The sequence below is a fragment of the Gloeothece verrucosa PCC 7822 genome, assembly GCF_000147335.1.
Taxonomy (GTDB): domain Bacteria; phylum Cyanobacteriota; class Cyanobacteriia; order Cyanobacteriales; family Microcystaceae; genus Gloeothece; species Gloeothece verrucosa.
Genome location: NC_014501.1, coordinates 6077847 through 6091620, shown reverse-complemented (window position 1 = coordinate 6091620; position 13774 = coordinate 6077847). Strand labels below are relative to the sequence as shown.

The 13774-nt window shown below is 38.3% G+C and carries 10 protein-coding genes; 6 read left to right on the top strand and 4 right to left on the bottom strand.

What is annotated here, in order from left to right; translation table 11 throughout:
- The first annotated feature begins 68 nt into the window (after nt 1-68).
- The 4 genes from def to CYAN7822_RS27365 all read left to right on the top strand — a co-directional run bounded on the left by def (nt 69) and on the right by CYAN7822_RS27365 (nt 3548).
- Nucleotides 69-596 carry a peptide deformylase gene (gene def, locus CYAN7822_RS27380; RefSeq protein ID WP_013325513.1) on the top strand — a complete coding sequence of 176 codons (528 nt, stop codon included), beginning with the start codon at nt 69-71 and terminating at the stop codon, nt 594-596.
- Nucleotides 597-762: 166 nt separating this feature from the next.
- Nucleotides 763-1662, top strand: coding sequence for an ROK family protein (locus CYAN7822_RS27375; RefSeq protein WP_013325512.1), 900 nt, complete (start codon nt 763-765; stop codon nt 1660-1662).
- 39 nt (nt 1663-1701) lie between these two features.
- Nucleotides 1702-2856 (top strand): AAA family ATPase, encoded by a 1155-nt coding sequence (locus CYAN7822_RS27370; RefSeq protein WP_013325511.1) that lies wholly within the window; start codon nt 1702-1704, stop codon nt 2854-2856.
- On the top strand, nt 2853-3548 hold the full coding sequence (locus CYAN7822_RS27365) for a hypothetical protein (protein WP_013325510.1): 696 nt from the start codon (nt 2853-2855) through the stop codon (nt 3546-3548). Before CYAN7822_RS27370 ends, CYAN7822_RS27365 begins: the two co-directional genes overlap by 4 nt.
- A gap of 265 nt (nt 3549-3813) precedes the next feature.
- Here the strand turns inward: CYAN7822_RS27365 and CYAN7822_RS27360 are convergent, their stop codons facing one another.
- On the bottom strand, nt 3814-4080 hold the full coding sequence (locus CYAN7822_RS27360) for an AAA family ATPase (RefSeq protein WP_041933403.1): 267 nt from the start codon (nt 4078-4080) through the stop codon (nt 3814-3816).
- 114 nt (nt 4081-4194) lie between these two features.
- Entirely contained in the window at nt 4195-5223 is a 1029-nt protein-coding gene (gene purM / locus CYAN7822_RS27355) for a phosphoribosylformylglycinamidine cyclo-ligase (RefSeq protein ID WP_013325509.1), read from the bottom strand.
- 645 nt (nt 5224-5868) lie between these two features.
- On the opposite strand from purM, the gene CYAN7822_RS27350 reads away from it, so the two are divergent.
- Both CYAN7822_RS27350 and CYAN7822_RS27345 read left to right on the top strand, forming a co-directional pair.
- Nucleotides 5869-6849 carry a septal ring lytic transglycosylase RlpA family protein gene (locus tag CYAN7822_RS27350; protein WP_041934058.1) on the top strand — a complete coding sequence of 327 codons (981 nt, stop codon included), beginning with the start codon at nt 5869-5871 and terminating at the stop codon, nt 6847-6849.
- 108 nt (nt 6850-6957) lie between these two features.
- Nucleotides 6958-8496, top strand: coding sequence for a bifunctional pantoate--beta-alanine ligase/(d)CMP kinase (locus CYAN7822_RS27345; protein WP_013325507.1), 1539 nt, complete (start codon nt 6958-6960; stop codon nt 8494-8496).
- A 30-nt stretch (nt 8497-8526) separates the two neighbouring features.
- Here CYAN7822_RS27345 and CYAN7822_RS27340 read toward each other — a convergent pair whose 3' ends face one another.
- Nucleotides 8527-8742 (bottom strand): hypothetical protein, encoded by a 216-nt coding sequence (locus CYAN7822_RS27340; RefSeq protein ID WP_013325506.1) that lies wholly within the window; start codon nt 8740-8742, stop codon nt 8527-8529.
- A 311-nt stretch (nt 8743-9053) separates the two neighbouring features.
- Nucleotides 9054-13583 carry a DUF4347 domain-containing protein gene (locus CYAN7822_RS34865; RefSeq protein WP_013325505.1) on the bottom strand — a complete coding sequence of 1510 codons (4530 nt, stop codon included), beginning with the start codon at nt 13581-13583 and terminating at the stop codon, nt 9054-9056.
- Between the last annotated feature and the right edge of the window lie 191 nt (nt 13584-13774).

Below are 13774 nucleotides of genomic sequence, written 5' to 3'. Positions count from 1 at the left end.
TTTAACGAAATAGGTGAGAATATTATTATCGATCATGAAGAGTGAGAGTAACCGGACATTTACAGATTATGGCTGAACAACTCGAAATCGCCCAGTTAGGTAATCCTATCCTACGACAAAATGCTCAACCTGTCGAAGATATCACCGACACGGCAATTCAACAGCTTATCGATTCTTTGATTGCTACTGCCGCCTCAGCTAATGGGGTGGGAATTGCCGCGCCCCAAGTCTCTCAATCTTACCGTGTTTTTATTGTCGCTTCTCGTCCTAGTCCTCGTTATCCTAACGCCCCAGAGATGGTACCGACGGCGATGATTAATCCAAAAATTATTGCTTATTCTGCTGAAAGGGTAAAAGGTTGGGAAGGTTGTCTGAGTGTTCCTGGGGTTCGGGGGTTAGTTCCCAGATATCAAGCGATTACTGTTGAGTATTTAGACCGTCAGGGAAATTTACAACGTCAGGAGTTCACCGATTTTGTCGCCCGCATTTTTCAGCATGAGTTAGATCATCTCGATGGTATGGTTTTTGTGGACCGTCTTGAAAGTACCCGCGATCTCTATACTGAACAAGAGTATCAAAAAATTATTAGTCAATAGTCAATAGTCAATAGTCATTAGTCAATAGTCATTAGTTCTATAGCCGCAGATGGTGAAGCAATACTAACGAAATCCGCCTGCGCGGGCTAAATTCTAAAAAGATTGACTAATGGCCCCATCACCAATAATCATTGACTAATAACTAATAACTAATAACTAATAACTAATGACTAACCAAGCTGTTATCGGTATTGATTTAGGGGGAACTGCCATTAAATTAGGTACTTTCCTCCCTGATGGAACTGCAACTGAATCTATCACTATTCCGACTCCTCAACCTGCTACCCCTCAAGCTGTTTTAGAAAGTATTGTGACTGCGGTTAAGCAACTCAATAGAGACAATAATTGTCTTGCCATCGGGTTAGGAACGCCGGGGCCTGCGGATGCTGCCGGTAGAATTGCTAAAGTAGCCATTAATTTATCCGGTTGGCGAGATGTTCCCCTGGCAGACTGGTTAGAAAAGGAAACGAATTTACCTACTATTCTGGCTAATGATGCTAATTGTGCGGGTTTAGGAGAAGCTTGGTTAGGCGCTGGTAGACCCTTTAAAAATTTGATTTTGTTAACGTTAGGTACGGGGGTAGGCGGCGCGATTATCCTGGATGGTAAGTTATTTACTGGTTCTGGAGGGGCAGCCGCAGAATTGGGGTTAATTAGTTTAAATCCTGATGGACCTCCTTGTAATAGTGGAAATCAGGGTTCTTTAGAACAATATGCCTGTATAGGGGCGATTCGACGACAGACGGGGAAAGAACCTATTGAGTTAGGAAAGTTGGCACAAGAAGGCGATCCGGATGCTTTGGCTTTTTGGCGGCAATATGGGCGGATTTTAGGAGTGGGAATCGCTAATTTTCTTTATGTTTTAACCCCTGAAGCGGTGATTATTGGCGGCGGGATAAGCGCTTCTTCTCGGTTTTTCTTTCCGGCTATTTTAAGCGAAATTGAGAGCAGAGTTTTACCCATTTGTCGAGAGGGTTTACAGTTGTTGGAGGCGCAATTGGGCAATAATGCGGGAATGGTTGGCGCGGCTAGGTTGGCCTGGCAAAATTTGGTTGGTGAATCTTAGGGTTTTTTATTAAAAGGGCGGTTTAGAGGCTTAAAAATTATGAAAATTCAAAAGTTAACCTATCGAGATCAAGAATACAACTGGAAACTTGATACTGTAGAATTTTCCCCTAATTTAAATTTACTGGTAGGCATATCAGGGGCGGGAAAAACTCAAATACTTCGCTCAATTAAAGGTTTTCAAAAAATCGCAAATGGTGCATCTTTAAATGGAGTAGAATGGGACATCGCATTTACCACTACGGCTCAAATTATGTATCATTGGACAGGAAAATTTGAAACTGTAAAAACCAATAAATTAGTCCCTAAAAAAGATGTTGAATTAGACGAGGACTATGATTTTAAAATTTTATATGAATCTTTAGAAAAAGATGGACTAAAAATTGTTGAACGTACAGAGAATGGAATAATTTTTAACCAGGAGAAAACTCCTAAATTATCGCCCTTTAAAAGTGTCGTTGAACTCCTGAGTGAAGAAGAAGATATTAATCCGGTTAAAAAAGAGTTTGAAAAAATTATTTTGACTGAACCTGAACAAGTTTATGAAGGAATGTGGAGAATTCCTATGTCCGTATTGAAAAAATATGAAAATTGTTCCTTGGCTGAAATCAAAGAGAGTGATTTACCTATTTCTGTTAAATTATCACTAGCATATAGATATCAAACAGAAGCTTTTAATCAAATAAAAAAAATATTTATTGATATATTTAATCATGTAGAAGATATTAAAATAGAACCTTTTAATACTGATGATTTCCCCATGCCATTGGCTAATTTATTAAGAGAAACAACGCTTGTAAATATTAAAGAAAAAGGAGTAGATACTTGGATAAAACAAAACTATATTTCTTTAGGTATGTTCAAAACCCTTATGTATATCAGTGAACTTTATTTATCGCCTGATGAGAGTGTAATACTGATTGATGAATTTGAAAATAGTTTAGGTGTTAATTGTATAGATAGTGTTACCGATTTAATTTTAGAAAATAACAACTTACAATTTATCATTACCAGTCATCATCCTTATATTATCAATAATATTAATCCTGCCTATTGGAAAATTGTCACTCGTCGAGGCAGTACAATTTCTGTCAAAACAGCAGAAGACTATCATATTTCACATACTCAGCAAAAAGCATTCATTGATTTAATTAATATTCTCGAAAACGAGTCTAACGATATTGAGGAAGAATGAATATTTATTTTTTAGTCGAGGGAAAAAGCACAGAAAAAAAAATTTATCCAGCTTGGCTTAAGTATTTTATACCTGAACTAAAACAGGTTGAATTTTATGATCAAGTAGATAAAAATAACTATTTTATAATTAGCGGCAAAGGATATCCTAGTATTCTTTATGATGGAATTCCGAATGCTGTACAAAAAATTAAAAAAGTAGGAAAATATAACTATTTTGTCATTTGTATTGATGCAGATGAAGATACTGTTACGCAACGAAAGCAAGATGTTTTTGATTTTATTGAATCTGAAAAAATAAAATTAGACAATACTCAAATAGAGGTAATTATTCAAAATCGATGTATTGAAACATGGTTGTTAGGCAACCGAAGAATTTTTAATTCAAGACAACCTTTAGAAAAACCATTATTAGACTATGTAAATTATTATGATGTTTGTCGGAATGATCCAGAATTAATGGGTAAATATAACATCGTAAATCATGCTACATTTCATTTTAAATATTTACAACAAATCTTTAGATGTAAAAATAAAAATATCAGTTATACTAAAAAGTTTCCATGCGAGGCGCAAAAAGAGCATTATTTCAAGCAATTATTAAACAGAATACGAGACGAACCTGAACATTTACAAACTTTTCGGAGTTTTATTAAATTTTGCGAGAAGATTAAGCAACAAATATCAACCTAGTAATCTTTAGAGGTTGTAGCACATTAATAGTAAAGGCTTCTTCTGTTGGGCCTTCTACTAAAATAAGAACTTTTTTCATAAAGTTGGTCGTCCACCTATCACGTTTTTCTCCCACAACTCACCTAAACTATAATCCTCGGTTCTTTCGGACTCGTGGGGAAAAATGTTCATAGAGATACAAACTTGTCTCTGGTGGGTTACGGCGCGGCTCAAAAGTTATCCTTTTTTCATCAAAATCATTACCACGCCTAACCCACCCTACGAATTATAAATTTTTCTTATCACCACAAGTGCGGGAGAGCCTGTTTTTTTGCCCAAAGTGTAAAAACCTATCAACCCCGCCAGATTTTGCGACAAAATACTGTAAATTTTGATTGACGATTTGATTAAGAAATTTGAAAGCCGCTATAAAATTAGATTTTCCCGAACCATTAGCACCAATTAATATATTTAATTGATTCAGAGTCAAATCTAAACTCCGAATTGACTTAAAACCCTCAATCTTTATTCTTTTTAAGATTGTATCTGACATAATTACTCACCAGTAAATAAAATCCTAAATCTAGTTTGCCTACCCTCTCAATAATTTAGCCGGCGTAGGCGTTTATCTGTTCGTATAGCCCCAGGGCTGAAGCCTGGGAGAGTTTTAAAAATCCAACCCAACTAACTCGCCTTTTCCTTCAACAACCTCACCAATACGATAAGCCGCTATCCCCTTATTTTTAAACCAATTTAACGCCGCGTGAACTTGTGCCGCACTCACCACAACCACAAACCCAATACCCATATTAAAAGTATCAAACATAGCGGCTTTATTTACCTGTCCGGCTTCAGCTAACCATTTAAAAATCGGCAAAATTTCCCAACTATTAGGATTAATTTGTATGGACTGATTTTTATTAAGACAACGGGGTAAATTTTCCGGTAGTCCTCCCCCGGTAATATGGGCCATCCCATGAATTTTAATGTCAGAAGCCAGCAATTCTAAAATGGGCTTAACATATATTTGGGTGGGTGTCAATAAAGTTTCTGCTAACGATTTGCCCCCTAATATTTCCGGACAATAATCCCAAGACAACCCCTGTGTCTCAAGAATTTTTCTCACCAAACTAAACCCATTACTGTGAACGCCGCTACTCGCTAACCCAATGGCCACATCTCCCACTTGCACCTGAGAGCCATCTAACAGCAAGCTTTTTTCCACAATTCCCACACAAAAACCCGCTAAATCATATTCACCTACTGCATAAAAACCCGGCATTTCCGCCGTTTCTCCCCCTAAAAGGGCACAATTACTTAAATGACAGCCTTCAACAATTCCCTCTACTACTTCCGCTAATTGTTGAGGATTTAATTGCCCTGTGGCTAAATAATCTAAGAAAAATAAAGGTTGTGCCCCAGAAGTGAGAACATCATTTACACACATAGCCACTAAATCAATGCCAACGGTGTCATGACGGTTGAGACTATGCGCTAACTTTAACTTCGTTCCTACTCCATCTGTACCTGATACTAATACAGGTTGTTTATATCCAGAGGGAATTTGAAAATAACCCCCAAAGCCGCCTAAGCCCCCCAATACTTCGGAACGATGGGTACTTTCTACATTGGCGCGAATCTTTTCTACAAAAGCTCGTCCTGCTTCAATATCAACCCCGGCATCTTTATAGTCCATAACAACCGCTATTGAAAACCTAATCAAATTTGATTATAGGTCTTGATTTCCCCCTCCACCAAGAACTCACTCTCTCGAAATCCGTCTATTGATTAGATTTACTTATGATTGTGTTCAGTTATATTGATTAAATAGCTGGCTTTTATCTTTGTTCCAGGCAAGCAATTTTTATTAAATATTTATATTTAAAGTGCCCTGAATGATTTAATTTTTCTTTAACTTTTTCCGTATTTTCACTGATGAAATTTTTTTCAAGGGTCTATCTAAAGGAATAGGTATTATTATTTTTATACCGAGGAGTATATCTCAGAGTTATTGCAGAGCCTAGTTTATAGCTTTACCTCTTTCTTAAGAAAGAAAAAAAATTAAGAAATGATGAAAGTCAAAATTTGATGAAATTAAAAAAAATCTGCCAACCCTTCATTATATTAAAAATAAGAGTATAAATCAATAATTATTTAAATTTTTAATGTAAATCAAGTTAACCTATTAGAAGTACAGCCGGTTCAGGGAAAAAAATCATGCTAGTCTGTAAAAGTTTAAAAAATATACATTGTCAACCTTTGTTGTGAGGAGTGAATGTTGGCAAATGACATCAGAAACCATCTGAAAAGTTTGCCAGCACTTCCGAAAACCAAGGAGCCTATGAATCAAAAAATCTTAAGTGGAATTACTACGGCTGCATTAGCAACAGTAATAGGAACAACCAGTTCGCTTGTTGTTTGTTTAAGCAAGACGATTGCTTCTAACTTAAATCCTGAAAATACTGTTGAAACTCAGTCATCTACAACTCCCACTATCTCACCCTCTCAATCTCAATCAGTTCTGAACAATTCAACACAAAACCCTATTGCTACTATCTATCCTCATAGATGGAAAGGCAAATTAGCGGTAACGCTTCGGGTTCGTGATATCCCAGTTCTTACCTTTGTTGAAAATACAAAATCGCCCAAAAAGCAAAGCGACAATTCTCAATCCAATCAACAAGTTACAGACGATTCTTTATCTGAAAACGAGACGGTTAAACGAGCAGAAAATATTGCTTCTCGTCTCAATGAACTCTACCAAGAACAACTTGATGCCAATGAAATTACGGTGAGTTGGAATGCTCAAACTAAAGCCTATGAGATTAAAGCTGAAGAGGAGGTTTTAGTGAGCCTTGATCAATCAACCATTTTGCCAGATACTACCCATAAAAAAGACCTAGACGCTTTACAAGCTACCAACCGGCTGAGAAGGTTGATGGGAGATGCACCCCCCTTAAGCGCTATCGACCAAAAAACGGCGGTAAATAAGCTGCCCGAAACCGAAAGGGCGAAATATAATCCTTATAAACGAGGGATGGCCTCTTGGTACGGACCCGGTTTTCATGGACGACGTACCGCTAACGGAGAACGATTTAATCAACGCGACTTAACAGCCGCCCATCGTTATCTACCTTTTGGCACTCTTGTCAGAGTAACAAATCTTAATAATAATCGTTCTGTCACTGTCCGTATAAATGACCGTGGACCTTTTGTGAGAGGGCGTATCATAGACCTCTCTGCCGGTGCGGCTAATGTTCTGGGATTATTTGGCAGTGGTGTAGCCCCTGTCTCACTAGAAATTGTTGACGATATTAAATAGAGGCCAACGGCTCCAAAGCCCTGACAGTTAATTCTGAATGTTACAGTATGAAAGGCTTAGTTTTTGGCAAGTCCTTCATACTCACATGATCTCATCGAGGTAGTTACGGTGCGTCTGTTTACAACGGTTGCTGGTTTGCGGTCCTATCTGAAAAGTCAACGAGACAACAAAACAGTTGGCTTAGTTCCGACTATGGGCGCTTTGCACATCGGTCATCAAAGCTTGATCGAACGTGCTAGGGTGGAAACGGAAATAGTGGTAGTCAGTATCTTTGTTAACCCGCTACAATTTACGCCCACTGAAGACCTGCAAAAATATCCCCGCCAGTTGCAACAAGACAGCGAATTATGCGAAAAATTGGGGGTAGATGTGATTTTTGCTCCTTCCCCAGAAGTCATGGGTATGGGAGAAAACAGCAATACCTCTTCCTCTAGCCAAACCACCACAGTCATTCCTCCAGCAACCCTGACATCAGGTTTATGTGGACAGTTTCGTCAAGGCCATTTTCAAGGAGTGGCCACCATAGTAACTAAGCTATTTAACATCGTCAATCCTGATCAGGCCTATTTTGGCGAAAAAGACGCACAACAATTGGCCATTATTCGGCGTATCGTCGAAGATTTAAATATCCCTGTGGAAATTCGAGGTTGTCCTATCATTCGAGAACCCTCCGGTTTAGCCTGTAGTTCCCGCAATCAATATCTGACATCTGAGCAAAAAGAACAAGCCGCCGTTTTATATAGGAGTTTACAATGGGCAAAACAGGCTTTTATTCAGGGAGAAATAGCAACAGAACCCCTAATTCAAATTGTTAAGCAAGAATTAGCCTCTGTCCCCGAGATAAAAATTCAGTATGTTGAGTTAGTTCATCCTAACTCCTTAACGCCGCTCTTGAGCATTGATGAGTCCGGTTTGTTGGCGATCGCCTGTTATCTTGGGGCCACTCGTCTGATCGATAATATTATCCTTCGTAATCGTAAACCGATTATTGCCATTGATGGCCCTGCCGGTGCCGGAAAATCTACCGTTACCCGTCGAGTGGCCCAACAATTAGGCTTAATGTATCTTGATACCGGGGCAATGTATCGGGCGATCACTTGGTTAGTCCTTAACTCAAACATCAATCTAGATGATGAAGCGGCTATTGCTGAGTTAGTTTCTCAAGTGAGTCTAGAATTGACTCCCCAACAGATCAAAATTAATGGACAAGATGTTACAGAAGCTATCCGTACCCTCCAAGTAACCGCCTCAGTTTCTGCAATTTCTGCTCAAGGGGCCGTGCGGCGCGAGTTAGTCAAACAACAACAAGGTTACGGACAAAAAGGTGGTGTAGTGGCCGAAGGAAGAGACATTGGAACTCATGTTTTTCCCCATGCTGAATTAAAAATTTTTCTCACAGCATCAGTACAAGAAAGAGCTAAACGGCGGCTACAAGACCTGATCCACGCCGGAGAAAAACAAATCACAATTACTCAACTTGAACAAGATATTCAACTGAGAGATTATCGGGATAGTCATCGCCAAATTGCTCCTCTTCAAAAAGCAGCAGATGCCATTGAAATTATTACTGATGGCTTGACCATTGAAGATGTTACCGCTAAAATCGTTAGCCTTTATCAAGAAGCTATCAATCCTAAACAATTTTAATCGGGCGTTCAACACCCTCTTTTTTACTCCCTACTCGCTCTCAGAACATTTTGAAGCGACTGTTTGACGCATCCGCTCGAGTAAAGTTTTGAGAATTTGTTGTCTTGCTTCGGGATCAATTACTTCTGTTTTAACATTACGAGAGGGTTTAATCGTTAATTCTACGATAGTATTTTGCGGGAAATTACAGATTTTATCAGGAATAAATATTCCGTCACGATAGATGGCTTTCAGTTTTTCTACCATTGTTTTTTTTTGATTAATGCCTTGAGTTGATGAAAACACTGAGCTTCAATATTGACCGCTATAGTTAATGCTTTTCCTGTTGCTTATGGGTAGTAAAAATAGAAAAAAAATAATTTCTATATGTTTATTTTCCCCAATCAAAATTGATTTTGCCACTACTTACATCACGGATTAGTTGTGATTTTACTCACAAATAATTTTGGCTCTAAGCTGTCACCCATTTAAATTAAGTCCCCAGACAACAGAAGTTAAGGGGTTTCAGCCGCCTACCCTGCCCCTTACCCTTTTTACTTTTTGCCCCAGGGATAGAATTATAAAGCTTTAAAGGCGACTCCCTCATACATAAAGCCGAAAGTCTGAACCGCCGCTTGTTCAGCTTGACTCATGGTATAAAAATGCTCTCCGCTTGTTGGGTTGAAGAAACGCAAAACATTCGTGCCCTCTTTAGCATCTGCCCCATAACTATAAAAGCCAATGCCTTCATATTGATAAACTTTAATGTTATTGATAACAGAATCTCGTTCCGCTTGATTAGCGGTAAAAAAGTGATCTCCGGTTGTGGGATTGAAAAAACGATAGATAGGCAGTAAATTGTTTTGAGGATTTAGAGAAGCAATAAAGGCTGGGCCTTCTAGTTGGAAGGATGGCAAGGATTGGGCAATGAAACTTTGTTCCATTAAATTAGCCGTGTAAAAATGCATTCCTGTCAGGCTATCCCTATATCGCATAACAGGGCTTTGTAGTTGAGTAATAGAAGCGGTGGTGATGGTCAAGTCTTGCTGATAAGATAACCCTCCCGCGTCGGTGGTTTTAATACTAACAGTCTGAGGCCCTGTTTTGGTAAATATACTATTTGTTTTGAGTTGATTTCCTTGAATCAAAAAATTGTTATTATTGCTCAGGAGTTGGTAAGTAAAACTTGTATCTCCATCAGGATCGACTGTGGATAAATTCCCCACTAAAGTTCCAATCGGTTGATTCAGCTTGACTGTATTTGCACTCAGATTAATCTTTGTTGGGGCATGATTGTTAGAATTATTGGAATTAATAGCAATGGTGAAAGATTTGCTATAAGATAACCCACCTGCATCGGTGGTTTTAATGTTAATTGTCTTAGGACTAGCAGTGGTAAATTCCTTGTTAGTAAAAAGTTGATTGCCTTCAATAACAAAGTCGCTATTTCCATCCAATAATTGGTAGGTAAAATTGCTATCCCCATCCGGATCAGTGGTGGATAAATTCCCGATTAAAGTTTTACTGGGTTGATAGGTCTTAACTTGATTACCACTGAGACTAATATCGCTTGGGGCACGGTTTATTTTATTAATATTAATGCTGAAAAATTTGTTATAAGATAACCCACCTCCATCGGTGGTTTTAATGGCAACTGTCTTCTGGTCGGCAGTGGTAAATTCTTTGTTAGTAAAAAGTTCATTTCCTTGAATAAAAAAGTCGTTATTTCCATCCAGTAATTGGTAGGTAAAATTGGTATCGCCATCTGGATCAGTGGTGGATAAATTCCCGATTAAAGTATTACTGGGTTGATAAGTATTAACTTGATTGCCACTGAGAGTAAGATCGGTGGGGGCGCGGTTAATTTTATTAATAGTAATACTAAAATATTTGTTATAAGATAACTTCCCTGCATCGGTGGTTTGAATGCTAATTGTTCTAGTGCCGCCCGAGGTAAATTGTTTGCTAGTAAAGAGTTGATTTCCTTGAATAAAAAATTCGCTATTTCCATCCAGTAATTGGTAGGTAAAATTGGTATCGCCATCTGGGTCAGTGGTGGATAAATTCCCGATTAAAGTATTACTGGGTTGATAAGTATTAACTTGAGTCCCACTGAGATTAATATTGGTTGGGGCGTGGTTGGTTGTATTAATAATATTAATGGTGAAAGATTTGTTATAAGATAACTTGTTTGAATCAGTGGTTTGAATGTCAACAGTCTGAGGCTGAGTGTTGCTAAATAGATCGTTCGTTTTTAGTTGATTGCCTTCAATTTTAAAATACTTTGTATTGCTAAGTAATGTGTAAGTAAAACTGTCTCCCTCAGCTTCTTTCGTATCATCATCGCTGGTTGATAAATCTCCGACTGGGGTACCAATAGATGAAGTAAGACTGACTTTATTTCCGGTCAGAGTAATATCTGTGGGAGCAACATTGATATTAATGATCAAATCTTGGGAATAGGATAAACCGCCCTCATCAGTGCTTTGAATTTTAACAGTTTGATTCTGATAACCATTTAGCGACTTTGTCGTTAGCAGTTCATTTCCTAGAATCTTAAAATTGTCTGTATTGCTGAGTAAGGTATACTTAAATACTTTGTCACCATCCGGATCAGTCGTGGATAAATAGCCCACAGAACCATTTAAAGGGGCATTGAATTTACTTTTATCGAGTTTAATATTATTGGGCGCAGCATTTAAATAAATAGTCAAATCTTTGGTATAGGATAACCCGCCCTCATCAGTGCTTTGAATCTTAACAGTTTGATCGACAAAAGTGTCGAGCGGCTTTGTCGTTAGCAGTTGATTTCCGTCAATCTTAAAATTGTCTGTATTGCTGAGTAAGGTGTACTTAAATACTTTGTCACCATCCGGATCACTTGTAGATAAATTGGCGACCGGACCCTTTAAAGGAGCGTTGAATGTATTTTGACTGAGAGTAATATCCGTTGGAGTAAAATTTATATCAATGTTAAATTTTTCTATCTTAAATAATCCGGTTCCGTTTTTATCGGTGCTTTTAATATCAACAGTCTGAGGGTCATCTTTGACGGCGAATAAAGTTTTACTTCTTAGTTCATCGCCGACGATCTCAAAATTGTCTGTATTGCTGAGTAAGGTGTAGGTAAAGCCGGTGAGATCATCAGGATCAGTAGTTTTTAATGTGCCCACTACATTACCTGTCTTAGGGTCGTAGTTGACTTGAGTTTTACTAAGACTAATGCCGGTTGGGGCACTGTTATCTAGCCCTACACTAATGGTGAAATCTTCGATATGAAATAACCCTTCGGGATCGGTGCTTTTAATCTGAATAGCCTGAGTCCCTTTATTCAATTTCTGCGCCGTGTATAGTTTATCGCCGTCGATCTTAAAATTAGTTGTATTGGTCAGTAACTCATACTTAAAGCTGGTGGCTAGAGTATCTTCAAGATCAGTGGTGGTTAAAGTACCAATCTCAGCGTTGTCATTGTCAGGAGCAACTTTAGTGCCACTCAAGTTAACATCTGTTGGGGGCGTGTGGAAGCCATTACTATCTGCAAAATAAGTGTATCCACCGATGCGGGCTACATCATTAACAACAAAGTCAAGATTGTCAGTAGTCTTGATAGGCACATTATCGCCAGTATAACTGGTAAGGTTGATGCGTTTTAGCCCTGACTCAGCTACTGTTGTCACATAATCGTCTATATTAGGATCTAGATGCTGACCAATAAGGCTATAAGCAAAATAAGCGTAGTTGCCGTCTACTGTGATATCACCCCGAAAGTTAGAGTACAATTGTTCAACAGACTTAGCTGGATCAAAAAACTTATCAGCATTAGCAAGATCTAATGTATAAGTTCCTTTGAGTTGAAGCGTGTCAAGAGAGTAAATGTTTACCGATGACTGTAAAGCGTCAACGTTGTTAATAGTTGTTGGAGTATTATAAACAACGAAAACGTATCCCCCAGATATGGCTACATTAGAAGCATACTGATCGGTACCTAAAGAGATAGTTTTAGTTTGATCCAGGGTAAGTTTAGAATGATTGACCGAATCAATCTGAAAAATTTCTACTTTGGATGAGGTGTCATTAACTTCAGCCACATAAAGATAGTTCCCATCCACCGTAATTCCCTGTGGCGCTCCACCAATTTTTAGAAAAGCCGCCGATTTATTATTCGAAGTGAGGTCGATAATTTCGAGTTGCTGGCTTCCATCATTAGGAGTGCCATAGGCTACATCGCCATTAGCATTAATGGCCATGTCTGATATGTCTATACCTATATCCTGCTTTGGCTGGGTGGCAATAGGCGTTGGCTTCGTTTTATCGGTGATGTCAATGACCAATAGGCGGCTCGTCGACAAGACGTAAGCGGAGTTGCCTACTACTGTTACTTTTGTATATGTGCTGTTAGGGTCCAAGTCTTTGTAGGAGCCTTTAACTTCAAGAGCGTCAGGATCAGATGCTTTTGGGCCGTAGATTTCTAGTCCTGTCTCGGTTCCTGTACTATAAACAGCATAAATATATTTGTCTACTTGAGTGATGCTGTTATAATTGCCCTGAACACTTAATACTGATGGATAAGATAATAAACTTTCTCGTTGGAATGGCAGCCGACTTTCAGTGTGTGGTTCCCTTATCTTTCCTTGAGACACTCTAACTTCTAATAGCCAATCTCCTCCTAAGTCAGCATTTCCCGTCCGCCTAGCTGAAGCAAAAATACTTCCCCCTGTTATTTGAGATAACTTAGTCAAAAATTCTTCTCCCCCATCACCTGCGGCTACATTACAGCCATATAAATACAAGTTGGGAATATTTTCTCGAGACTGCCCTGAAAAGTATAATCTTAATAGATCAATATAATTATTTAAAGTATCTAAACTTAATTGAGTATTGCCTAAATATAAACAGCCTGGCGAACCATGAGAAACAATATGAATATCATTAATCTCGTCACCACTCCGTAAAATCTCTATTATTTGTTCTACTCCATCTCTGTCTGAGGCGATCACATAAGCCGCTACATTTGACCGGGTCGCCGTTAATAAGCTTTGATAATTTTCTACTTTTGCATCAAGAAAAACTATTTGTTTAATTTTTTTAGATGTATTAAGTTTAACCATTTTCCCCTATCCTCTTTTATTATTCAGTTAATCCTGTTTGGTTATTTCAGGCGACAGTCAAAATGCTCTCTTTCTCTGATCATTACCGTGATGTCAGTTGGAAATTTAGTTAATGCTATTGCTTTAAGTTAGTTCGAGTTAAAAAATAACTACTTAATATAAAACACAGCCCAATCAGAGCTAACTCATCA

Excerpts from the sequence above, each read along its gene's own strand:
- CYAN7822_RS27375 (WP_013325512.1), top strand. The coding sequence starts at position 763 with ATGACTAACCAAGCTGTTATCGGTATTGATTTAGGGGGAACTGCCATT.
- CYAN7822_RS27340 (WP_013325506.1), bottom strand. The coding sequence starts at position 8,742 with ATGGTAGAAAAACTGAAAGCCATCTATCGTGACGGAATATTTATTCCT.
- CYAN7822_RS34865 (WP_013325505.1), bottom strand. The coding sequence starts at position 13,583 with ATGGTTAAACTTAATACATCTAAAAAAATTAAACAAATAGTTTTTCTT.
- CYAN7822_RS27365 (WP_013325510.1), top strand. The coding sequence starts at position 2,853 with ATGAATATTTATTTTTTAGTCGAGGGAAAAAGCACAGAAAAAAAAATT.
- purM (WP_013325509.1), bottom strand. The coding sequence starts at position 5,223 with ATGGACTATAAAGATGCCGGGGTTGATATTGAAGCAGGACGAGCTTTT.
- def (WP_013325513.1), top strand. The coding sequence starts at position 69 with ATGGCTGAACAACTCGAAATCGCCCAGTTAGGTAATCCTATCCTACGA.
- CYAN7822_RS27370 (WP_013325511.1), top strand. The coding sequence starts at position 1,702 with ATGAAAATTCAAAAGTTAACCTATCGAGATCAAGAATACAACTGGAAA.
- CYAN7822_RS27350 (WP_041934058.1), top strand. The coding sequence starts at position 5,869 with ATGAATCAAAAAATCTTAAGTGGAATTACTACGGCTGCATTAGCAACA.
- CYAN7822_RS27360 (WP_041933403.1), bottom strand. The coding sequence starts at position 4,080 with ATGTCAGATACAATCTTAAAAAGAATAAAGATTGAGGGTTTTAAGTCA.